Genomic DNA, 23,899 nt, shown 5'->3' with positions numbered 1-23,899 from the left:
TAAAAATAGGGGGAGTATTGGTGATTGCTACATCTGAGCAGTTTGCCCTGTCTGCGCCGCAGCCAAAATTCCCGCGGTAATGAAGCGTAGCAAATGGGGCGTTGCAACCTCGGCATTGCGCGCCGGGCACAGGCCTTCCGACAGGCGTTCCATTCGTGTATCTACCACGTGATGCAGCAGGGCACCCAAGGCAAATTGATAGCACCAGAACACCGTGGCTTTCGGCGCAGACGGTAGCGCTCCGCTCAGTGCGTCAATGAATTCGCGTGCCATCGGATCGTAAAATTCGCGGGTGATCCTGTCGCTTGCCTCATGCCGGTCAACCACGCCCCGCATCACAATCCGTGAAAAATTCACCCCGTGATCCTGTTCATTGAGCTTGAGTACCGGACTGATAAATGCCGCGATAATTGCATTGAGAGCGATCGCCGGATCTGTATGCAGGCGCGCGCGCCGTAGCTCCGATAAGCGCTCCGCAATATAGCCGCTATGATGCTCGTAGATCGCGTGATACAACTCATTCTTGGCGCCGAAGTAGTAACCTACCAAGGCGACGGGCACACCAGCCTCATGGGCGATATCACGTATCGACACACCCTGGTAGCTTTGTTCTGCAAAACACTTCTCAGCGGCGATCAGGATCGCGCGCTTTCGTCCGTTTAAATCATCCAATGAGCTCATAGCACGATAGGGTAGAAAGCAATTGCTTGGTGCGCTGATTGTACGACCGTACAAGCATTTGTCTATGCGCGCCGCAGCATTTGCACCCGATCTGTGCAAACCAGGCTGCATGTTTTATAAATATCTTGTGTTTGTCATGGGGCTGAAATACATTGCAAGAAAATAGAATGAACGTGTTAAAACCAGGCGCGCAGTTCTGCTGCCATTCGCCACCCGGGACAAATGACTGACTCCATCCGTATCGACAAGTGGCTCTGGGCCGCCAGATTTTTTAAAACACGCACGCTCGCCACTAACGCGGTTGAATTGGGACGCGTGCTTCAGAATGAACAACGGGTCAAACCCGCGCACAGTATCAAGTCCGGCGATGTGCTGGAGATCCATCATGCCGATCAGATCTGGGTAATTGAGGTTCTGCGAATATCGGATGTACGCGGCGCCGCCAGCGTTGCTCAAACCATGTATCAAGAAACTGCTGCCAGCGCAGAACATCGGGCTAAGTCGGCGCAAGATAAAAAATATTTTAAGGAACCGAGTGCAGCGCTTAGCGGTCGCCCGACCAAGCGCGACCGACGGTTGCTTGATTTTAGTAGAAGCTAAAGAAGGTAGAGCGAGGCAGCAGTGCGTGCCTCAAAGCGGTTCAAGTAAGTGAGCCTCTAAATAGATACTCTCCTCTAAAGGCGCTTTCTGGTTTGACTTTTAGTGCGCTGTGCTTAATAGTACGAGCGTTCGATTAATTCACATGTTTGCATCAAATCTGTGCAAACATGAATCATTTCAACACGATTAAATGTATTATGAATATGACATCGAAATTCATGCGTAAAGGCGAGCTAACCCGCGCCGCCATTCTGGATGTTGCACTGGATGCAGCCAGCCGTGATGGTATCGAGGGTTTAACTATCGGCTTGCTGGCTGACAAAATGAACATGAGCAAGTCCGGCGTGTTCGCCCATTTTGGTTCGCGTGAAGATTTGCAGATTGAGGTGTTGAAGCTGTATCACCACCATTTCGAGCAAGAAGTGTTTTATCCAAGTATGAAAGAAGAGCGTGGCTTGCCCCGTTTGCAGTCGATGTTTGCCCTTTGGGTCAAACGTGTCACCGTTGAAATTGCTTCTGGTTGCATCTATATCAGTGGCGCAGCGGAATACGATGACCGTCAGGGCCCGATCCGAGATGAGCTGGTCGGTATGGTGCATGCATGGCAGGGCGCGTTGCGCCGTGCTGCGACTCAGGCAATTCAGCTTGGGCATTTGCACCATGATGTCGACCCTGAGCAGATCGTGTATGAAATGTATGGACTGATTCTGGCGTTACACCACGATGCGCGTTTTTTGCGCAAACCTGGCAGTGTAGAACGCGCAGAAGCAGGATTTGAACGACTGATCGAATGTTATGCGCCAGAGTCGGTCATCGCTTAGCCATTGTTGAAAAAGGCATTGAAAGCAGGTCGGACGCAGGCGTAAAAGAACACCAGAGAATTTGTCACACCCCCGTCTTAATTTTGTTTTATTTTTAGCCTTCAGGAGAAAATCATGGGTCAATACGTCGCTCCCTTGCGTGATATGCAGTTCGTTCTGCATGAACTGTTAGCCGTAGAAGGCGAATTAAAGCATTTGCCAAAATACGAAGAAATTGATGCTGATATCATCAATCAAGTGCTGGAAGAAGGCGGCAAATTTACGTCGCAAGTGCTGTTCCCGCTGAACCATTCCGGCGATCGTGAAGGCTGTCATCACGACAAAACAACGCACGCCGTGACGACACCAAAAGGCTTTAAAGAAGCCTACAAACAATACGTAGAAGCTGGCTGGCCAGCACTCTCTTGCGATCCTGAATTCGGTGGTCAAGGCTTGCCACTGGTATTGAATAACTCATTCTACGAAATGATGAATTCTGCCAACCAGGCATGGACTATGTACCCTGGTTTGTCACATGGCGCCTACGAATGCATCCACGAACACGGCACCCAAGAACAAAAAGATCTGTACTTGCCAAAATTGATCAGCGGCGAATGGACTGGCACAATGTGTCTGACCGAACCACATTGCGGCACCGATCTTGGCATGCTGCGCTCTAAAGCAGAACCACAAGCTGATGGCTCTTACATGATCTCCGGCGCGAAGATTTTTATCTCCGCTGGTGAACACGATATGGTTGATAACATCGTGCATCTGGTGCTGGCACGTTTGCCTGGCGCGCCAGAAGGTTCCAAAGGTATTTCTCTGTTTATCGTGCCTAAATTTTTGCCCAATGCGGATGGTAGCGTTGGTGCTCGTAATCCAATTTTTTGCGGCGCGATTGAAGAAAAAATGGGCATCCACGGCAATTCAACCTGCCAGATGAATATGGACGGCGCAAAAGGCTGGTTGATCGGCGGACCGAACAAAGGTCTGAACGCGATGTTCGTGTTCATGAACGCGGCACGTCTGGGCGTGGGTATGCAAGGTTTAGGTCTGACCGAAATCGCTTACCAAAATGCCTTGGTCTATGCAAAAGACCGTATCCAGATGCGCAGCCTGTCTGGTGTGAAAGCACCGGATAAGCCAGCCGATCCTATCATCGTGCATGCCGATGTGCGTCGTATGTTGTTCACTGCAAAAGCCTACGCAGAAGGCGCCCGCGCATTCTGTTCCTATGTAGCCTTGCAACTGGATAAAGAGCTGAATCATCCTGATGAAGAAGTGCGTAAAGAATGCGCTGACGAAGTCGCTTTGCTGACACCGATCATCAAAGCCTTTATCACTGATAACGCATGGACCGCCACATCCGAATGTATGCAAGTCTACGGCGGTCACGGTTTTATCGCTGAGTGGGGCATGGAGCAATATGTACGTGATTCACGTATCAATATGATTTACGAAGGTACTAACACCGTCCAGTCTCTGGACTTGTTAGGCCGTAAAATCCTCGGTGACAACGGTGCGAAGCTGCGTAAGTTCGGCGCGAAAGTACAAGCATTTGTTGAGGCGAACGGCACCAATGAAGCAATGAGCGAGTTCGTTACTCCGTTAGCGGAGTTGGGCGATAAGGTCACTAAGCTGACCATGGAAATTGGCATGAAGGCATTCCAGAATCCAGATGAGGTTGGCGCTGCTGCTGTGCCGTACCTGCGTGTTGTCGGTCATATGGTGTACAGCTATTTCTTCGCACAAATGGCAAAAATCGCTCTGGAAAAACAAGATTCAAGCGATACCTTCTATAAAGCAAAACTGGCGACTGTACGTTTCTACTTCGCCCGTCTGTACCCAGAAACAGCGATGCTGATTCGTCAAGCACGTTCTGGTTCTGCAAATCTGTTATCGCTCGAAGCGGATTTGTTCTGATGAAATACTGAGCAGGTGTGAGGTGCACTTTTGCAGAGCGCAACATGTGCACCTTCACGCCTCTCTTCCATTTCAAACGGTGTGCACGGCGCACCCTGCGAGATCTAAGCCTCTCCCGTCATTGAGAGAGGGCACAAAGAAATTGCTTTTCGCTGTTCTACGAATTCCACATGAGGTTAAAAATGACCAATTTCATCGTTAAAAAAGTCGCCGTTCTTGGTGCCGGTGTGATGGGCGCGCAAATTGCTGCGCACTGCATCAACGCAAAAGTACCTGTCGTATTGTTTGATCTGCCAGCTAAAGAAGGCCCGAAAAACGGTATCGTTTTGCGCGCCATCGAGAACCTGAAAAAATTGAATCCTGCGCCGTTCGGCAACAAAGATGACGCTGCTTTGATCGAAGTCGCCAACTACGAAGACAATCTGGAATTGCTCAAAGGTTGCGACCTGATCATTGAAGCAATTGCTGAACGTATGGATTGGAAGCATGATCTGTACAAGAAAGTGTCACCGTATATCGCGCCAAATGCGATCTTCGCGTCAAACACATCTGGTCTGTCGATCACGGCCTTGTCCGAAGGTTTTGAGGCTGAATTAAAAGCCCGTTTCTGCGGCGTGCATTTCTTCAATCCACCGCGCTATATGCACCTGGTTGAATTGATACCGACGGTAGCAACTCGTCCAGAAATCATCGACCAGCTCGAAGGTTTCCTGACTACGTCATTGGGCAAAGGCGTTGTACGCGCTAAAGATACACCGAACTTCATCGCCAACCGCGTTGGTATTTTCGGTATGCTCGCCACGATTTATGAAGCAGAGAAATTCGGTCTGTCCGTTGACGTGGTCGATGATCTGACCGGTAAAAAACTTGGTCGCGCTTCGTCCGGTACTTTTCGTACTGCCGACGTCGTAGGTTTGGACACGATGGGCCATGTCATCAAAACGATGCAAGATAATTTGTCCGACGATCCATTCTTTGCTGTCTACAAAACACCAGAAGTATTGGCCAAGCTGGTTGCCGCTGGTGCACTGGGTTCCAAGACTGGCGCAGGTTTCTATAAAAAAGTTGGCAAAGATATTCAGCGCCTGGATTTCGCCACAGCGCAGTATGTGACTGGTGGTGCAAAGGCGGATGACGTTGTTGCCCGTATGCTGAAAGAAAAAGATCCGGTCAAGAAAATGAAGACCTTGCGTGAATCGACCAATGTACAGGCGCAGTTCCTGTGGGCGATTTTCCGCGATGCTTTCCACTACATCGCTGTGCACGGCGCAACGATTGCCGATAATGCACGCGACATCGATTTCGCAATGCGTTGGGGCTTCGGCTGGAACGTCGGTCCGTTCGAGACATGGCAAGCATCCGGCTGGCAAGAAGTTGCTGGTTGGGTGAAAGAGGATATCGATGCGGGTAAAGCATTGTGTAACGCACCCTTACCAGCCTGGGTATTTGACGGACGTACAGGTGTACATACAGCAGAGGGCTCCTGGTCAGCGGCGAGCGGCACTTATGTACCACGCTCTACATTAGCGGTATATGATCGTCAGGCTTTCCGCGCTCCTGTATTGGGCGCTGGTGCACCGACTGGTGCAACCGCAGGCACGACTTTCTTCGAAGATGACTCCGTGCGTATCTGGCACCAGGGTACTGATCAGAAACCTGATGACGTACTGATCTTGTCCATGAAAACCAAGATGCACGTGATTGGCCCTGGCGTCATTGAAGGTATGGAAAAAGCGATTGCCGAAGCCGAGAAGAATTACAAAGGCCTGGTGATCTGGAATGCGGATGCTGCCGAGGGCGGTGCGTTCTCCGCTGGTGCTGATTTGCAAGCAATGTTGCCATTGTTTATGTCAGGTGGTGTCAAGGCTATCGAGCCAGCGATCTCGCGCCTGCAACAAGCGCATCAAGGCTTGAAATACGCGAATGTCCCTGTCGTCGCTGCGGTTGCCGGTCTGGCGCTCGGCGGTGGTTGCGAGCTGATGATGCACGCAGCGAAACGCGTGGCTTCTATCGAATCGTATATTGGTCTGGTCGAAGTCGGTGTAGGTCTGGTGCCAGGCGGCGGCGGTTTGAAAGAAGCCGCAGTCCGTGCCGCAGCAGATGCCAAAGGCACTGACTTGCTGCAATTCTTGAAGAATTACTTCACCAATGCAGCGACAGCCGCCGTATCTAAGTCTGCATTAGAAGCGCAAAAAATGGGTTACCTGTCGCAAGACGACGTGATCGTATTCAATGCCTACGAGTTGTTGCATGTAGCGAAAGTTGAAGCACGCGCTATGTTTGATGCTGGCTATCGCGCACCAATGCGTAAGCTGGTGCCAGTCACTGGTCGTCACGGTATCGCATCGATCGCAGCACAACTGATCAATATGCGTGATGGCGGTTTCATCTCTGCACATGATTACAAACTCGGCAAGATGATTGCCGAAGTAGTCAGCGGTGGCGACATCGACAACGGTAGTCTGGTCAGCGAACAATGGTTGCTCGACCTGGAGCGCAAAGCGTTTATGGAATTATTGAACCATCCAAAAACGCAAGAGCGGATCATGGGCATGATGCAAACTGGCAAGCCAGTTAGAAACTAATCGGAGTACACAACATGACTAAACAACTTCAAGACGCTTACATCGTCTCAGCAACTCGTACCCCGATCGGCAAATCTGGTCGCGGCATGTTCCGTAATACACGTCCTGACGATCTGCTGGTGCGCGTATTGCAATCTGCATTTGCTCAAGTACCTAACCTCGATCCAAAACTCGCAGAAGACGCCATCATCGGTTGCTCTTTCCCAGAAGGTCCGCAAGGTCTGAACCTCGCTCGTATGGGCGTGTTACTGGCAGGTTTGCCAAATACGATTGGTGGCGTCACCATCAATCGTTATTGCGCATCCGGTATCACGGCAGTTGCAATGGCGGCAGATCGTATCCGCGTCGGTCAGGCCGATGTCATGATCGCAGGCGGTGTTGAATCGATGTCCATGGTACCAATGATGGGTAACAACCCATCCATGAACATGGCGATTCTGAAAGATGAAAACGTCGGTATGGCTTACGGCATGGGTCTGACGGCAGAGAAGGTCGCGCAACAATGGAAAGTCTCGCGTGAAGCGCAAGATGCGTTTGCCCTGCAATCTCATCAACGTGCCATCGCTGCGCAAAACGCGGGTTACTTTGACGCAGAAACTACCTCGGTTGACATCATTGACCGCGTGCCAAATCTGTTGACTGGCGAAATCGAATTAAAAACCCGTACCGTCAGCCGTGACGAAGGTGCACGCCCAGATACTTCCTTGGAAGGCTTAGCAAAACTGCGCCCAGTGTTCGCAAACAAAGGTAGTGTGACTGCAGGTAACAGCTCGCAAACGTCGGACGGCGCTGGCGCACTGATTCTGGTCAGTGAAAAAATCTTGAAGCAATTCAACCTGACTCCGCTGGCACGTTTCGCGTCCTTCGCTGTACGCGGCGTGCCACCAGAAATCATGGGTATCGGCCCTAAAGAAGCGATTCCGGCAGCCTGCCGTGCTGCTGGCATTACCCAAGATCAGATCGACTGGTTTGAGCTGAACGAAGCCTTTGCAGCACAGTCTCTGGCCGTGGTACAAGACCTCGGTCTCGATCCAGCTAAAGTCAATCCTATGGGCGGCGCGATTGCTCTCGGCCATCCGCTGGGCGCGACTGGCGCTATCCGTTCTGCGACCACGATCCATGCTTTGCATCGCAATAATCTGAAGTACGGCATGGTGACGATGTGCGTTGGTACCGGCATGGGGGCAGCAGGCATTTTCGAACGTATGTAAATGGAAGACTTTGATTAAGCTACTGCGCAACTCAATTTTTACCTGCGATGCTCAACGTACTAAAGTACGCCTGCGCTTCTCGATTAAACCTTGAGCCGGTCGCTACACTTACTCAAAGCTTCCGCTACTCTGATTCAGCTACTGCGCGACGCAATCTTCAGTCGGCGATGCTCACCGTACTTTCGTACAGCTGCGCTTCTCAACTGAACCTTGAGTCGCTCGCTACTCTGTCTCAGTATTTCCAAATCCCGATGCAAACAAAAAAACCGCATATGAAATTTTCTGTGCGGTTTTTTATTGATCAATCGAGCAAAAAATGGATAGTCAGCTTGATTCAGCAAATTCCAGCATAATCTGTACAGCATAAATTTAATCAAAACTCAGGAGATCACATGGATATTTTGACCCAAATAGAGAATGGCGTTTTGACGATTACTTTTAATCGTCCGGAAAAGAAAAATGCCATCACCACCGTGATGTATCAGGCGATGGCGGACGCAATTACCGCGGCAGAGGACAATACTGCCGTACGCGCAATCCTGATTAGCGGCAGGCCCGAGATTTTTACTGCCGGTAACGACCTCGAAGATTTCATGAAAAACGCCACCGCAGAGCAACAAGGCGTGCCGTCCGTTTATCAATTCATGCACGCATTGAGTCACACCAGTAAGCCAGTAATCGCCGCAGTCTCTGGTGCCGCAGTCGGTATCGGCACGACTCTGCTCATGCATTGCGACATGGTATATCTGGCCGATAACGCCAAACTGTCAATGCCATTCACGCAATTAGGTTTATGCCCTGAATTCGCGTCCAGCCTGATTTTCCAGCAAATCGTTGGCTACCAGCGTGCAGCAGAAAAATTAATGCTAGGCGAAGCATTCAGCGCTCAAGAAGCCTACGAGATCGGCTTCGTCAACAAGGTATTGCCTTTAGACGAATTGCTGCCATACGCACAGAAACAAGCCGCTAAATTAGTCGCCTTGCCGGCAGCGTCCATCCGCGCAACCAAACGCTTAATGAAAGGCAATCAGCACGAGGCCATTATTGCGAAGATGGGCGAGGAAAATAAATACTTCCGCACAATGCTGACAGCGCCAGAAGCCAAAGAAGCATTCATGGCATTTTTTCAAAAGCGTAAACCTGACTTCTCACAGTTTTCTTGATCTAATGATGGCTGTTTCGTAAGAGATGGCAGTGTTTGCTTGAAAGTCCGCATGATTGCGGACTTTTTTATGCGACAAAATTCAACTGATCTGGAGTATTGATTATTTTTGATGCGTATATCTCCGGGATTTCATAGAGTCTTGGCGTGCTTGCATCTGAATTAATTCTAAGTCTGAGCAGATTTGTCTCAATGTAGGTTTTATAAACAAAATTGGGATTGTCAGTTTATACATTAAAAATGGTGGTATTTTTCTCATATTTGAATTATATTCTCAAATATGAGAAATAAAACTGTCAACACTTTTACCAATATTCCAGAGTCCACTGCCTCGGAATTGCTTAGCTCGATGGAGTTGCGACTTGCGCTCCGGCTCGCTAGTTTGCGAACTGAGCACAACCATTCACTCGACGGACTTGCCGTTGCGAGTGGCATTAGTCGCGCTACTTTATCGCGCCTTGAGCGTGGAGAAACCAGCCCGACGGCAAGCTTACTTGGTAAGTTATGTGCGGTCTACGGGATCAGCATGTCACGACTACTCGCAGGCGTTGAACCGCAACTTGCAAGCTTTATTCCGTACAGTTCACAGCCAATTTGGGTTGACCCAGAATCCGGCTTTCATCGACGAATTGTTTCTCCTCCGTCGCGCGATTTTAAAATAGAGATGGTCGAGATCGTGCTACCAGCGGGTGGTGTTGTTACCTACGATGCTCCTATCGTGTATGGCACAGAGCAACATTTGTGGATGCTGGATGGCGTACTTGAATTGAAAATAGATGGCACGGAATATCGTTTAACGCAGGGCGATTGCCTGCGATTTCATATGCGTGGCGCGGCTCATTTTAGGTGTCCCGGCCCTGTTGCTGCCCGCTATGCAAGTCTTAGCTGTCACCCGGAATAATCGAATACCCACGTTGGTTCGGTCAATGCATTCAAGCTGATGGGCGCTTAGTTTGATGGCAGTAATAAGTAAACTACTTACGAGCAGAAAAGGCTTTCAACAGTAAGAGAAAAAATGACTTAATTAAGCAAACGATAGTAAACCAAATATTGCTTTGCGCTAAATGGAATGCCGCTCTTTGGACTTGAACCCGGTTAGCCATGACTAATTATTTTGATACGAGCAGTAATCCCCAAAAAATTTATACGCGTCTGGCCTTGATCGGGATCGTTATGGTGATCTTTCCGTTTGTCGCCTCCAACTTTGGTAATTCCTGGGTGCGGGTAATGGACTTTGCCCTCCTATATATTATGCTCGCGCTAGGGCTGAATATTGTCGTTGGATTTGCTGGTCTGCTTGACATGGGGTATATCGCTTTTTATGCGCTAGGCGCATATATGAGCGGTTTGCTGGCATCACCACAATTTGCGGTGGTGCTGGAGTCGTTGGTAAGTCATTACCCAGCTATCGGGAATTTCTTGATAGTCATTTTCGGATCAGAAGTCGCCCAAAACGGTATTCATTTGTCTGTCTGGTTTATCGTTCCGCTCAGTGCCGCATTGGCGGGTTTTTTTGGCATTTTGCTCGGTGCTCCCACGCTCAAGTTGCGTGGCGATTATCTGACAGTCGTGACACTCGGTTTTGGTGAAATTATCCGTATCTTGATCATTAATTTCAACAACCCGGTCAACATCACGGATGGCCCGAAAGGGATCAACATGATCGATCCAATCCGGATTTTTGGCGTATCGCTACACGGCCAGGCTGGTTCTAACGCCACTGTGTACTTGGGAAATTTTTCGATGCCGTCAGTAAATGCCTACTATTTTCTGTTTCTAACACTGTGCATCGGGATCATTTTTGTAACCGTGCGCTTGCAAAATTCACGTCTAGGTCGCGCTTTTGTTGCGATCCGAGAAGATGAAATCGCTGCCAGGGCGATGGGAATAAATACCAGCAAAATCAAACTGCTGGCATTCACGATGGGTGCTTCCTTTGGTGGTGTCGCAGGGGCAATGTTTGCCGCATTTCAGGGCTATATATCGCCAGAGTCATTCTCGCTAACCGAGTCGATTTCAGTACTGTCCATGGTGATTTTGGGCGGGATGGGACACATTCCTGGCGTAATATTAGGAGCCTTGATTCTTACAGTGCTACCTGAGATCTTGCGTCACATTGTTAATCCCCTACAACATGTTTTATTCGGACAGATTTTGATGCCCGCAGAAGTGTTACGTCAATTATTGCTCGGATCGGCCTTGGTATTAATTATGCTGAATCGACCGGCGGGCTTGTGGCCGTCTCCAAAGCACGAGGATGCTTAGTATTAGGATGGCAGTAATCTTTTAGTCGCGATAACTTGCGAAAGAGTAGCGCGTCAATACGTGTTGAAATGCTCAGAAAGCAAAAAAAGTCGCGTGTATTTATATAAGCAAAAATTGAACGAGAGACAATTGGCATGATGAAATTGTGCGAAGTTTGGTGATGAAAATAAATACTTCTGCACAATGCTGACAGCACCAGAAACCAAAGAAGCATTCATGACGTTTTTTATAAAAAGAAAGCCAGACTTCTCAGCGTTTTCTTGATGTAATGGAGGCTGTTCTATAACCTCTGTACTAGGCCAGTTAATTTAGGAGTCAATATGAAGTCGAAACGCAACTTTCTCATTTGTCTTGCCTTGCTAGCCGTGGCGCAGCCTGCTATTTCGCAAGACCAGACGTCGCCTCAATCTTTGTTGGTCGGGCGGTGGCGTCATATGACTCTGGTGAGAATTGTGGATGGAACAACGCTTGCACCACAGCATTTTGATGGGAGTGGATTGCTTGAGTTTACCAATTCCAACACCTGGCAGTTAACTATGCCGAACAATAAGTCTGCAGGCACTTATAAGTGGCTGGAATCTGGAGAGCTGGAAGCGACCACACTGGAGTCCGGTCTTGCAATTCAGGTTGGAGCCGTTTCTCGGAAGCAGGTGCGAGTTGATAATGATCGCCTGAATCTGATCACGGTTCAGACCGCTGCGGAGGCGGCGAAGTTCCAGCCACCAGCAAAGCCAGGAGTTCGTCGCTCCTCGGATGTCGTTATTACTTCAATCTTCTCCAGGGTTTCGTCTGAGAAGTGACGATCGTGTCTGGGCTAAAAACAATGCCAAGTTCGTTATGGGCGTCTGAGAATTTGTCAGATCTAGCATAAGCGAGATCTGACGCAAGATACAACAGACGAGAGATAAGAGCCAGATCTAGGATTTTTTGCGCATACTCAGCGCAAGTCCTGTCAGGCCTAAAAATAACAAAGCGATCGATGCAGGCTCAGGTACTGCCGTGATAACGCGGAAATCGTCAGCAGCTGAATTGGCCAAATTAAACACAGTAATTGTTCTGCGGTCGGCAGACAGCGTGATAGTGTCTGGTCCGCCGAGTTCAAACCCTTGTCCGCTGTTGGAATACAAGGTGCCAAAAAATCCCAGGAAGTTAGTGGCACTGAGTCCGCCATCCAGTACATCAATTCCCAGCACGTCGGTATCAAATGTAATGGTGCCAGAATAGCTTTGGTTGTTGGTCGACGCGTTACCGACCGGGTCAGCATGATAATAATAGCTATCGATGGTGGTGCCTGCAGGAACTGCGCCTCCACTCAGACTGCCGTTACTGTTATAAAAACCTGGCGTGGAGATATTGACCAGTGCATTGCCGCCGAGCAAATAGCTCATTTGCTCTTTAAACAGGAATGCGGTTTTATTGTTTTCCAGCCCGGAATTTGTGACCACACTTGCCGGCGGCAGAATCCATTGTATGTTGCCCGTGATTGCGATGATATTGGCGTATGCCGATGTACAGAATAAGAAAGTCGCTGCCATTGCAATGCCGCAATGTTTAATCAGTTGAGTCGGGTTCTTCATGTAAGCTCCTGATGAAATTGATCCCCCGGAATGAATCTGCGAGTGTCTGGTGAGGGACAAGTCAGTGCAATAGCACGAACCGTACCCATGTGCATGATGACCACTCAAGATGCTGATTAATAAGGCTTATAGTTGTTTTTTTAAATTATTAAAAATAGAAAATATTGTGCTTCTCCGGGAGCGATGTAATATTTTCTGACAGCTGGCAACGAGATAGAAAAACGCTGCAGCGAAGAATCTCACGCTGCCAGATCGTCAATCAGAGTGCATGCATTCATCGGGGTGAGATGCGATCCAGGGATGAAGATGGTCCCAGGACGTCACCATCACTGCAGGCGAATGGTGACGTCGAATATCCAGGTGCGGCGAATTTCGATTACGTCGTACTGGCGCGCCAGAGCGGGCGTGAACGCGGGATAGGGTGCCTGGCTGGCCACGACTTTTCGTATCGCGTCGTCGATAGCGGCGACACCGCTGGAGACGACAAAAGTCACTTTCTCTACAGAGCCGTCTGCGCGGATCGCCACTGTCACTAAAGGCTGGACATGGGGTTGTTTGACCACTTCGCGAACCATATCAAATGCCATGTTTCTCTCAATCTTCCGGCTCATCGCTTCTGCGTAGAGTACGAGATCGGCGTTTGCATCGGCGCGTCCGAGTAGCCAGCCACGGCGAAGATTGCTCACCGAGGGCAGCAGCGTGCGTGACGGGTTTTTCAAAGCGGCATCGCGCTGAGCGGCCTCCTCGCTGAGTTGCTTCCCGATGGCGCGCAGCCGCTCTTCACGCGTCGCCTCATATTCTGCCCGTTCCCGCTGTACTTGTTCTAGCTTGTCTCTCTCTTGTTTTGCCTGCTCTTTTTGTAGTGTCTCTCGGCGCAAATTTTCTTGATGCAAATTTTCTTGTCGCAGACTCTCTTGACGGGCAAGTTCCTGACGTTCGGCAGCCATCCGCTCCGTCTCTTTACGTGCGGCTTCGCTTCTGGCTGCTTGCTCTGCGCGCGCGGCGTCTTGTCGTAGCTGCTCTTGCCGCGCTGTGTCGAGCTGGGTTTGCCTGATCTGTTCTTGTCGTGCAGCTTCTCTGCGAGCAGCTTCCAGTCTGGACGCTTCAGCTTTGGCAAGTTCTTGTCGAGCCGTTTCTTGTTTGGCCTGTTCGGTTTGCCTTGCCTGCTCTTTTTGTGCTGCGTCTCGCCGTAGTTTTTCTTGCTGCGCAAGCTCCTGGCGTTGGGTTTCAAGACGCTCAGCCTCTTTGCGCGCCGCTTCGTTTTTAGCAGTTTGTTCAGCGCGTGCAGCATCTTGTAGTAATTGCTCTTGCCGCGATGCGTCGAGCTGGGCTTGTCGGATTTGTTCTTGTCGTGCCGTTTCTTTGCGACTTGCTTCTGCTCTTGAGGCATCAGCCCGGGCCAGCTCTTGTCGAACGGCCTCCGGCTGAATCTGTTCGGTTTGCCTTGCTTGCTCTTTTTGCAGTGTCTCTCGTCGCAAATTTTCTTGATGCAAACTCTCTTGCTGGGCAAGCTCCTGACGAGCTACCTTCTGGCGTTCGAGTTCCAGTTGAGCAGCTTCATTTTTCGCGATTTTTTCAGCGCGTGCAGCGTCTTGTTGTACCTGCTCTTGCTGCTTATTTTCCCGCTGAGCGGTCGCTATCAGTTCTGCTTGTTTCAATTGTTCGGTGTTCTGCTTCTCGCGCTCAGGTGCGATCTGTTCAGGCGTTTGTTCTTGGGTATCTTGTTTAACCGGTTTTGGCGGTGTGCTGTCCGCATTATTGGTTAAAGAAGTCTTATTAACTTGGGCAGGCGTGTTTTGCGCCACAGAAGTCATCGCTACTACCGTTGGTTGCGGGTCGTATCGTTTCTGCGATGTCATGACCGGCTCCGCAGGCGGAGCGGGGACGACTGTCGGTGTTGTCGCAGGTGTTGGCGGAGGTATCAATACAGGAGCGATCTCGCTGTGTTTCACTGCGGGATCTGACGTCGTCGTTGATGTGAGCTTATCCGACACAGCGGGCGTGCCTACTGCGCTGAGCGTCACCTTGGATAGTTCTGCTGGTTCCGGTGCTGATGTTGAGGTCGTAGGTTGCGCTGGCAGAAGCAGGACGAGTAAATCATTGGCTCCCAGCCGCCTTTCTTTCCAGGGAAAGTTAAGTCCGGGAAGCCCGAACGCCTGACCACCCAAAGTGATGCTCAATAGCAGCGCGTGAGCCAGTAAGGAGAGCAGCAGCGCAGCGCTCAAGCGCGAGGGTTCATTCTGAAAGAAAAGATCAGTTCTCAAATGTCAAACCCTTTGCGCAGATGCCGACGAGATTCCTCGCGTTTCTGCCAGCTCATAATTGATTCATGCGTCGCTAACTTATGTCGATGTCACCGCCGGTGAAGCAGCACTATTGTTGCGTAAAATATGTTGCAATTTCGATTACATGTATTTTACAGGTAGTGGCGTGGTAAATGAAAAAAATACGTCATTTGTGATTGCATATTGGATCGATAGCTTATTGTGTTTTCATGCAATTCCGGTGTGTTTTTTAAAGCAGAATCCCGTGTTCTTATCCTGATAATGGACATCGCTGATTTCACTTAAGGTAGCGCGAAGAGGCGTCGCACCATTTTGGAAAAATACACATTAAAATGACGCGCCATTTTTTTATAAATTGATGTGATCAGCATCAATATTTAATCTGAATACAGTCTTAAATATCAATTACTCATAGGGAGTATATTTTCACTGCCTAAGTAAATAATGCGGTATGAGGCATTTTTATTGAAGTAAGTAGGGGAGTATATGGCTCTCATCTTATTTTCCTGCATCCGCCAGCACGCAGAAATCCGGCATTTCCACCAGGTATATGCTTACTTAGTTTTCCCCTGATCGTCCATGTTTTTCAGGCCAAGCAGGGATTTGATTTTTTCTTTTGCGACGACCAGTACTGCGGCACTGATCGCGGCGAGTATGCCCAGATACAGTTTGTTGATTTCATCCCAGGTTTGCCTGACGAGATCCCAGAAACCATTTTGCACATTGTTCTTGATGTCGACACTCACGGTGATCTCCGTATCCTGAGCGATCACGGACTTTGGTGTGCCGCTGCAGTCCTCGGATTTATACAGCTCGACCGTGGCGCTGACTTTAAACTTGCCTAGTTTTTTTGGGGTTAATGAAAACGGGATTTCAGAACCGGAGGGCGTGAGTTCGGTGCAGTCTTTACCTATCGCTTTCCATTCAAAATCGGGCGCAATCGGAACGATCTTTGCAGATCTTTTTTGTGGATCGACGCTGAAGGTTTTTTGTGTTTCTGCCTGGCCCGCTTCTTTGGCGGGCACATTGCTCGCCAGTCCTACCCATACCTGCATCTCGCCTGAGCTTTTCATCGGGATTCTGGTATCGGCTCTGACACGCGCCAGATAAAGTGCGTCAGCGTTGGCTGAGTTTAAGCCAGTGGCTGGGCCGGAAGCCGGGCTGAGATTGTCACTGCGCCCGGTGCCTGCGGATTTGCCTGACTCTGCACCAACTGTGGCCAGTGTCGCTTTGTGTGCTTTTTTGTGTTGCTGGCTAACGGTAGCGCGCACACCTGTAACGGTGATTGCTTCTAACTCTGGCATCGCCGTGGGTGGCTTAGCGGTGTCACGATGCGGCGCAGCTTGCGCTGGATACGCTGGAGACGGTGGTGGGGGAGGTGGATGCGACGGCGGAGGCGGTGAAGTATTTACTGCTGCTGGTGTTGATTCGCCCGCCGTGTGAGTCGTTGGCGGTGTATCGGATGCGCAGCCGTTGAGCGCGCTCAGCAGGCACAGAAGCAAGCACAATCTGGTTCGCATGGAATGTCCTTTGAGGCGCGATCAGAAGGCGCCGTTGACTTCTATTATATTGATAAATTTACAATTATCAATGATTTTTATTTGCTTGCTAAGTCTTGGTTGCCGGCACTATGTGCTGGACGGTGAGAGCTTGTTCGTAGTTCTCAATTGGAACTTCTAACAAGCCCTGAATCGATATGTCATGAAGTGACTTAGTCCTGTCTTTTCTCTATGTCTCCGTGCCTCTGTGTTGAGAGGTCTTGGTTTTTTGCGTCGGTCCCGTCGGCATGAATTTTATTTTGGAGGTTTTTAGAAACTTCCTATACGTTACACGCAATGTTGATGCGCCTCCCACGCCTAAAACGCGTGGTAAGGCCCGCCAGTACTGCGGATCAATCTGAGAAGCTATGTAACCCAGAGATGTTTTATATCGCTCGCTCGGCAAAGACTTCTTTTGCTGTAAACATGCCATTCAATGCCGCGGGAAATCCTGCGTAGACCGCCATCTGGGTGATGATCTCGATAATTTCTTCTTTGCTGCAGCCGACGTTGAGCGCGCCATGAATGTGGACTTTTAGTTGAGGCTGGCAATGACCCATCGCTGTCAATGCGGCGACGGTGGCGATCTCCCGGCTTTTGAGGTCCAGACTGGGTCGCGAATAGATATCGCCGAACGGAAACTCAATGGTGTAGCGGGCCAGATCGGGGGCGATATCGCTGAGTGCATCGATGACTTTTTGACCGGCGTCGCCATCGATTTCTGCGAGTTTGCTTAATCCGCGCTGATACCGGCGGGAATCGGTATCGGTGTCACTTGATGCGATGGCGCCGTGGCTGGTGTCTGAGATGGAGGTGCTGTCGGTCATGCTGTTCTCCTGATGTGAAGGATGTTGAGGGAAAACAGCAGCGTAGACCTGAGAGCGGACTCTCAGTCAATAGGGTTTGTGCTACATATCGTATTCGGTATTGCGTTATTTTTTCTTCGAGATTTTGGTGATCGCGGCGATTTCATTATGGTACCAGCGAATTTTTTCTTGTAGCTGGGCGTAGTGCTCTTGCTGTATCTGGATTTGTGAAGCCAGTCGCTGTGCATGAACGTCCAGCATTTGCTGTCGGGCTGACAGTGTTGTTGCGCCTTGTGATCTCAGCGTCGCATACGCGAGGATGTCGGCTAGCGGCATACCGGTATTTTTTAATCGTGTGATGAATGCCATCCAGAGAATGTCGCTATCGCTAAAGTCGCGATGCCCGCTTGCCGTTCTCCGCACATCGGGGAGTAAGCCGATTTTTTCGTAATAGCGAACAGTGTGCGGACTGATGCCGGTGCGACTGGCGAACTCCTGAACATTCATTGGTAAGTCCAGATAGTGATGGTGATCGCGGTCATTGATCTATTGCGCCGATTGTGTATCTAGTGCGGTCTGGCGCATTTGAGCCAGACTCATGCCGGGAGTAATCAGGTTGCCGTCATAGCGCAATTCAATCAGTGCCGGTAGCTGATGAGTGCGGGTATGAGTGAGTGCGCGTTGCAGGGCGGGAGCGAATTCTGCCGTGGTGTTGACGACTTCGCCGCTGGCGCCGTAAGCGCGTGCCAGTGCAGCAAAATCGGGGTTGTGCAAGTCGGTACCGGAGACGCGTGCCGGGAAGGTTTTTTCTTGATGCATGCGGATGGTGCCGAACATGCCGTTGTTAAACACGATGATGATCACACCGGCCTGATATTGCACAGCAGTGGCCAGCTCCTGGCCGTTCATTAGATATTCGCCGTCACCGGCAAAAGTAATCACGGTACGCGCAGGATCAATGATTTTGGCGGCAATACCGGAGGGGACGCTGTAACCCATGGCGCCGGAAGTCGGTGCAAGTTGTGTGCGCCAGCCACCATAGCGGAAATAGCGATGCGCCCAGGTAGCGTAGTTACCTGCGCCGTTGGTGATGATGGTGTCGGCAGGGGCTGACTGCATGATGTCTTGCACGACTTGCCAGAGGTTCAGCGGTGCTTGCTCGTTCTTAAAAATCGCCGGTTCTTGTTGCCATGCCAGCAGTTCTGCGCGTGCTTCTGCAACTGTATGTTGCCAGGCGCTGGCATCGAGTGTTGCCATCTCGGCCAGACACTCGGCGATCTCTTGCATGCCGCTGTTGATCATCAGATCTGCCTGGTACACGCGGCCGAGTTCCAGCGCGTCGCTGTGGATGTGGATGAGTGTCTGGCGCGGGATCGGCGCTTCTAAGATGGTGTAACCGCTGGTGGTCATTTCGCCTAGGCGCGGACCGATGGCGATGATCAGATCTGCTTCCTGCACGCGTTTTGCGAGCTTGGGATTGATGCCGATACCGACATCGCCGATGTAGTGTGGATGGGCATTGTCCATCAGATCCTGAAAGCGGAAAGCGCAGGCAACTGGCAACTGATTGCTGACAGCGAAGCTGGCGATATGCTCGCAGGCTTGCTTGTTCCAGCCGCTGCCGCCGAGCAGCACGAGCGGCCGTTGCGCGTCGGCTAGCAGACGGCGAAATTGTGCAAGCTGACTACCGGAGGCTGAGGCTTGTATCGGAGTGTAATGGCGGGTGTCAGCGACGTCGGCAATTGCGGACAGGCAGTCCTCTGGTAATGCCAGAACGACGGGGCCGGGGCGCCCGCTGGTTGCGACCTGAAAAGCCCGTGCGATGTATTCGGGAATACGATCGGCGCGGTCAATTTGCGCTACCCATTTCGCCATCGGCCCGAACATGCGGCGATAGTCGATTTCCTGAAAAGCTTCCCGCTCAACAAAGTCATTGCCAACCTGGCCGATAAATAAAATCATCGGTGTTGAATCCTGATACGCCGTGTGTACGCCGATGGAGGCATTGGTAGCGCCGGGGCCGCGCGTCACAAAGCAGATGCCGGGTTTGCCTGTCATTTTGCCGTAGGCGTCTGCCATGAATGCTGCGCCACCTTCTTGACGGTTGATGATGAAACGGATGGGACTGTCATGCAGCGCATCCAGCACCGGTAAATAGCTTTCGCCCGGTACACCAAAAATCGTATCGACGCCATGCACTTCTAAAGCATTGACGACCAGCTGACCACCAGAACGCGATTTAATCATGACAATAAGACCAGTTCGGAAAAAACCATACGCTAGCAGAAAGCGCTCGCGTCGTGCTGGCTTTGCGCAGGAAATAGAGCGGTAGTTGTGCAGGATCAGGGTATTTCGATGTTGCGTCGCATCATCCCTGTAGCTGGTACAATAGCGCCCGAAGCAGGCCAGACAATCGCTGGCTTTGGTGTGAGCCAAAGCGGGAGGAAGGTCCGGACTCCATAGAGCAGGGTGACGGCTAACGGCCGTACGTTGAAAGCCAGAGCGCAAGCCGAGGTATAAGGCGAGGAATAGGGCCACAGAGACGAGCGTATTTAGTTACGGTGAAACGCGGTAACCTCCACCCGGAGCAATTTCAAATAGGCACGCGTTGAGGCGGCTCGCGGAGCGTGCGGGTAGAAAGCTTGAGCGGCGGAGTAATCCGTCGCCTAGAGGAATGATTGTCATAGCACGAGGCAGCAATGCGCAGTGCCGTAACAGAATCCGGCCTACCGGCCTGCTTCATTTTTATCTCACATCCATTCATATTCCCACGCACTGCCATTAGGCTCGCACATTTGCATGAAACGGCATGGTTTTTGGAGTAGGGGTATCGCTCACAAAAAACCACCAGACCGCTTGGCAATTCGCTGCCCTTGGCGCACTATTGTTAAAAATCCAGTGTTACACTGATAATAGGTCTCTAGTCGTTTAGACTCATTCGCACTCCCGATGTAATTGTTAACCGACCCTAAGGTAGCGCATGGAGAGAAAAGCAAGTAATCGTCAATGGCATGATTTGCCGACGCTGGCTTTTTTGGTGTTTGTCAGTTTGATTGTGGTCGCGATCATGGCACAGACCTGGTGGTCGATTGTTCAGGATCGTCAGTTAACGCTGAGCGGTGCACAAGAGAACAGCTATTTAACCGTGCGTATTTTGGAAGAGCATGCCAGTCGTATCCTGCATGATGCCACTCGCGCCATTAACGCTGCCGCAGAAGAAATCCAAAGTGATATGGAGCCGGCACCTCACGATGAGGCGGATGTCCGGAAAATCCTGATCAATCAGCGGCAGGATTCCCCTTTTTTGCAATCCCTTTCCATTATCGATACCAAAGGTGTCTTGTGGGGCACTTCATTTCAATACCCGGCCGAACCTCAAAATATGCGCAGCGTCGCGTATGTCAAAGAGTTGCTGGAGCATCCTGATAATCATGAAATTGTCACTGGCAAGCCGATGCAGTTGCCTAATTCCAGTCGCTGGGTATTGCCGGTAGCGAAAAATATTTTTAATCAGCATGGTCAGCACGTTGGTATTTTGCAGGCATATATCGGTTTGGGTTATCTGCGCGAGTTTTATGAGCGTCTGGCAAAAGATGGTGGCGCGGTCATTTCTCTGCATGATGAACAGGGCAATATGTATATCCGTGCGCCGAATGATCCCGTGTATCTCGACCAAAATGTCGCCAAGTCCTTACTGGCAAATAAAATCCGTTCGAATACGGTAGAGGGAAGTGTGCAGGATGGCCCCTTGATTGGCGGTGATGCGTTATTGATTTACACCTACCGCAAGACCATGGATTTTCCTATCGTTCTGGTCTACGCCAAAGACGTTGATACGATCCTGGCAAACTGGCGGGATCGCGCCAGACAAAAACTGATTTTTACCATATTGACGATCTCCTGCATTCTGGCATTCATTTTTTTACTGATAGGAAAAATCCGCCGCTTACGTGGTTCGTCCGAGGAGTTGCGCGCCAGTGAAAACCGTTACCGGATGTTATTTCAGGATGCTGAGGATACGATCCTGCTGATCAACCGCGAATACATCTATGTTGATTGCAATGCGGCGGCACTGGAAATGTTTGGCGTAAAGGATCGTACTGAATTACTGAATAAGCGGGCTGGCCGTTACTCACCTGAGATCCAGCCGGTCAGGCATTTGCCGAGTTTGCAGAGAGATCGCCTTATCGAGACTCTGGTAGATGCGGCGTTTGCTGGTGAGGTGCAGCACTTTGACTGGATCGTGACGCGTAAAGGGGTTTTGCTCTACAGCGAAGTGACCATGAGCCGAGTGGAGATCGGTGATGAGAGTCTGATCTTTTGTGTGATGCGCGATGTCAGTGCCAGAAAATCGGTAGAGCTGTTACTCGAAGGACAAAATCAATTATTGCAATTGATCGCGACCAGCGAGGACATGCTGGTTATCCTGGAATCGATTTGTCAATTTGCAGAAAGATTGTCGCCAAACTGGTGCTGCGGTATTCAGTTGCTGGGCAACGAGCAGCATAGTTTTTCTATGTCAGTCGGTAAGAATTTTCCAGAAGTGTTGAAGTCGCAGCTGGATGGCATGCCCGTCACTTATGGCAATGGCGTATGGAGTGAAGCGATCTTAAATGCCTCTCCGGTATGGATAGGGCGACCGCAAGAGTCAACATCGATGCAGTTTGTCAATCAGCTCGAGACGCTGATGGAATTCCCCAGTTGCGGTGCCTGGCCCATCATGGGTAAAAAAGGTCAGCTTCTGGGTAGCTTCACTTTATTTTCTCATTCTGCGGATGCACTCAATGATCAGCATTTGAAACTAATTGGTATCACCACGGATATTGCGAGTATTGCGATTGAAGGTCGCCGCTCGGAAGATAAGATACTCAAACTGGCACATTATGATGAGCTGACCGGATTGCCCAATCGCTTTTTATATAGCCAGCATTTAAGTAAGTCTCTGGCGCATGCCGAGCGTAATCGCAGTCGCCTCGCTGTCTTCTTCCTGGATCTGGATCGGTTTAAAAACATTAACGATACCTTCGGGCATGATGAAGGTGACACCGTACTGCGTAATATTGCACAGCGTTTCAAGCAATGTTTGCGTGAATCGGACATTATCGCCCGCGTTGGCGGTGATGAATTTATTTTGCTGGTTGATCAGTTCAGTGATCCGAAAGATCTCGGTGACATTGCTGACAAGCTCTTGTTCGAAGCGTCTTATCCGTTTGATCTGCACGGACAGGAATGTCAATTGAGCGCCAGTATCGGAATTGCGACTTTTCCCGATGACGGACGTGATCCGCAAACCTTGCTTAAAAATGCGGACATCGCGATGTATCGTGCCAAGAACAAAGGCAAGGATAACTACCAGTTTTACGCTTCTGAAATGAATGTGCATACGGTTGAGCGCCTCGCATTTGAGGCGCGGCTCAGACGCGCGCTGGAGCGACGTGAGTTCGTGGTGTATTACCAGCCCAAGGTGAATGTGGCGTCGGGCAGAATCGTCGGTGCTGAGGCGCTGGTGCGCTGGAATCATCCTGAGCGCGGCATTCTCTTCCCCGGGGATTTTATTACGCTGGCAGAAGAGGCTGGCCTGATCGCCCGCCTCGGGATGCTGGTACTGGATATTGCTTGCCGTGATGTGCTGGCATTCCGTGCCGCGGATAAATCCTTTGGCAGGGTCGCCATCAATTTATCAGGGGCGCAGTTCAATGATGTACATCTGCTGGAAGAAGTAAAAAGCGTGGTCGATTTCTGGCGGGTGCACCCTAGCTGGATAGAATTTGAAATCACTGAAAGTATGGTGATGCACAATCGCGACCAGGCGATTGTGCTGATGGATGGCTTGAAAGAAGCAGGCTTTACATTGTCCATCGATGATTTTGGAACCGGTTATTCATCGCTGGCTTACCTGAAGCGCTTCCCTGTGGACAGCGTCAAAGTTGATCGATCCTTCATTAAGGATATTCCCGGTGATCCGAACGATACGGCGATTGTGCTGGCGATTGTGGCGATGGCGCATACCTTAAGCCTGAAAGTCATCGCCGAAGGCGTGGAAACCGAATTGCAATTAGAGACTTTGCAAGCCAACCGTTGCGATGAATATCAGGGCTTTTATTTTAGTAAAGCGGTTCCTGAGAGCGAATTTTTACAGCTATTACAGCGTCAATATGTGACGGAGACGCAATAAATACCAGTTTGCGCGTAACTTGCCTTTGGTCTTGCCCCACTTATCTCTGATCTCTCGTCTCTCTGGTAATTCCGTCTCCGCTCAGCCGATTTTGCCCACATACTGCCTAGCTTTAACTCAAGTCGTTCGCACTTGGGCTACTCGCGCCTCTCCCTTTGCTTGCTTCCGGCATTTCTCAGACGCCCTTTTGGGTAATCATTATTTCCATATAGCATCGGTATTCGGGCGTTAGTGGGGGCTTACATCTTCTTTGCAGTCAAGAGAGGTAAGGTATTTTCAGACAAAGTG

At 50.3% G+C, this 23,899-nt stretch carries 17 protein-coding genes and 1 other RNA gene; 11 read left to right on the top strand and 7 right to left on the bottom strand.

The window, feature by feature from the left end; genetic code table 11:
• Positions 1 to 27: 27 nt before the first annotated feature.
• Positions 28 to 681, bottom strand: a complete 654-nt coding sequence (locus tag ACO0K3_RS06480; protein WP_422982981.1) for a TetR/AcrR family transcriptional regulator — start codon at positions 679 to 681, stop codon at positions 28 to 30.
• 222 nt (positions 682 to 903) lie between these two features.
• On the opposite strand from ACO0K3_RS06480, the gene ACO0K3_RS06475 reads away from it, so the two are divergent.
• The 9 genes from ACO0K3_RS06475 to ACO0K3_RS06435 all read left to right on the top strand — a co-directional run bounded on the left by ACO0K3_RS06475 (position 904) and on the right by ACO0K3_RS06435 (position 12,030).
• Positions 904 to 1,281, top strand: coding sequence for an RNA-binding S4 domain-containing protein (locus ACO0K3_RS06475; protein WP_422982979.1), 378 nt, complete (start codon positions 904 to 906; stop codon positions 1,279 to 1,281).
• A gap of 218 nt (positions 1,282 to 1,499) precedes the next feature.
• Entirely contained in the window at positions 1,500 to 2,102 is a 603-nt protein-coding gene (locus ACO0K3_RS06470) for a TetR/AcrR family transcriptional regulator (RefSeq protein WP_422983184.1), read from the top strand.
• A gap of 114 nt (positions 2,103 to 2,216) precedes the next feature.
• Positions 2,217 to 4,007, top strand: coding sequence for an acyl-CoA dehydrogenase C-terminal domain-containing protein (locus ACO0K3_RS06465; RefSeq protein ID WP_422982977.1), 1,791 nt, complete (start codon positions 2,217 to 2,219; stop codon positions 4,005 to 4,007).
• 182 nt (positions 4,008 to 4,189) lie between these two features.
• A complete protein-coding gene (locus ACO0K3_RS06460; protein ID WP_422982975.1) occupies positions 4,190 to 6,592 on the top strand; it encodes a 3-hydroxyacyl-CoA dehydrogenase NAD-binding domain-containing protein in 2,403 nt (800 codons plus the stop codon).
• 14 nt (positions 6,593 to 6,606) lie between these two features.
• Positions 6,607 to 7,803: an acetyl-CoA C-acyltransferase gene (locus ACO0K3_RS06455; protein WP_422955740.1), complete on the top strand. Its 1,197-nt coding sequence runs from the start codon at positions 6,607 to 6,609 to the stop codon at positions 7,801 to 7,803.
• Between the two features lie 392 nt (positions 7,804 to 8,195).
• Positions 8,196 to 8,966, top strand: a complete 771-nt coding sequence (locus ACO0K3_RS06450; RefSeq protein WP_422982973.1) for an enoyl-CoA hydratase — start codon at positions 8,196 to 8,198, stop codon at positions 8,964 to 8,966.
• Positions 8,967 to 9,245: 279 nt separating this feature from the next.
• Positions 9,246 to 9,866, top strand: coding sequence for a helix-turn-helix domain-containing protein (locus ACO0K3_RS06445; protein WP_422982971.1), 621 nt, complete (start codon positions 9,246 to 9,248; stop codon positions 9,864 to 9,866).
• A gap of 200 nt (positions 9,867 to 10,066) precedes the next feature.
• Positions 10,067 to 11,230 carry an ABC transporter permease subunit gene (locus ACO0K3_RS06440; RefSeq protein WP_422982969.1) on the top strand — a complete coding sequence of 388 codons (1,164 nt, stop codon included), beginning with the start codon at positions 10,067 to 10,069 and terminating at the stop codon, positions 11,228 to 11,230.
• A 320-nt stretch (positions 11,231 to 11,550) separates the two neighbouring features.
• A complete protein-coding gene (locus ACO0K3_RS06435; protein WP_422982967.1) occupies positions 11,551 to 12,030 on the top strand; it encodes a hypothetical protein in 480 nt (159 codons plus the stop codon).
• Positions 12,031 to 12,147: 117 nt separating this feature from the next.
• Here the strand turns inward: ACO0K3_RS06435 and ACO0K3_RS06430 are convergent, their stop codons facing one another.
• The 6 genes from ACO0K3_RS06430 to ACO0K3_RS06405 form a co-directional block, all read right to left on the bottom strand.
• Entirely contained in the window at positions 12,148 to 12,807 is a 660-nt protein-coding gene (locus ACO0K3_RS06430) for a PEP-CTERM sorting domain-containing protein (protein ID WP_422982965.1), read from the bottom strand.
• 326 nt (positions 12,808 to 13,133) lie between these two features.
• Complete coding sequence (locus ACO0K3_RS06425) at positions 13,134 to 15,032, bottom strand: TonB C-terminal domain-containing protein (RefSeq protein WP_422982963.1); 1,899 nt, start codon at positions 15,030 to 15,032, stop codon at positions 13,134 to 13,136.
• A 614-nt stretch (positions 15,033 to 15,646) separates the two neighbouring features.
• Complete coding sequence (locus ACO0K3_RS06420; protein WP_422982961.1) at positions 15,647 to 16,612, bottom strand: hypothetical protein; 966 nt, start codon at positions 16,610 to 16,612, stop codon at positions 15,647 to 15,649.
• A 404-nt stretch (positions 16,613 to 17,016) separates the two neighbouring features.
• Entirely contained in the window at positions 17,017 to 17,457 is a 441-nt protein-coding gene (locus ACO0K3_RS06415; protein ID WP_422982959.1) for a carboxymuconolactone decarboxylase family protein, read from the bottom strand.
• 105 nt (positions 17,458 to 17,562) lie between these two features.
• Positions 17,563 to 17,943 carry a MerR family transcriptional regulator gene (locus ACO0K3_RS06410; RefSeq protein WP_422982957.1) on the bottom strand — a complete coding sequence of 127 codons (381 nt, stop codon included), beginning with the start codon at positions 17,941 to 17,943 and terminating at the stop codon, positions 17,563 to 17,565.
• A 39-nt stretch (positions 17,944 to 17,982) separates the two neighbouring features.
• Positions 17,983 to 19,683: a thiamine pyrophosphate-binding protein gene (locus ACO0K3_RS06405; RefSeq protein WP_422982955.1), complete on the bottom strand. Its 1,701-nt coding sequence runs from the start codon at positions 19,681 to 19,683 to the stop codon at positions 17,983 to 17,985.
• 150 nt (positions 19,684 to 19,833) lie between these two features.
• Here ACO0K3_RS06405 and rnpB point away from each other — a divergent pair.
• Together rnpB and ACO0K3_RS06395 are read left to right on the top strand one after the other, a co-directional pair.
• An RNA gene (gene rnpB / locus ACO0K3_RS06400) (RNase P RNA component class A) lies at positions 19,834 to 20,181 on the top strand.
• 235 nt (positions 20,182 to 20,416) lie between these two features.
• Positions 20,417 to 23,611 carry an EAL domain-containing protein gene (locus ACO0K3_RS06395; RefSeq protein ID WP_422982953.1) on the top strand — a complete coding sequence of 1,065 codons (3,195 nt, stop codon included), beginning with the start codon at positions 20,417 to 20,419 and terminating at the stop codon, positions 23,609 to 23,611.
• Positions 23,612 to 23,899: the final 288 nt, after the last annotated feature.

Source organism: Undibacterium sp. Rencai35W, from assembly GCF_049340185.1.
Lineage (GTDB): Bacteria > Pseudomonadota > Gammaproteobacteria > Burkholderiales > Burkholderiaceae_D > Undibacterium.
Note: the sequence above shows the minus strand (reverse complement) of the source record. Positions and strands in the feature narration are given on the sequence as shown.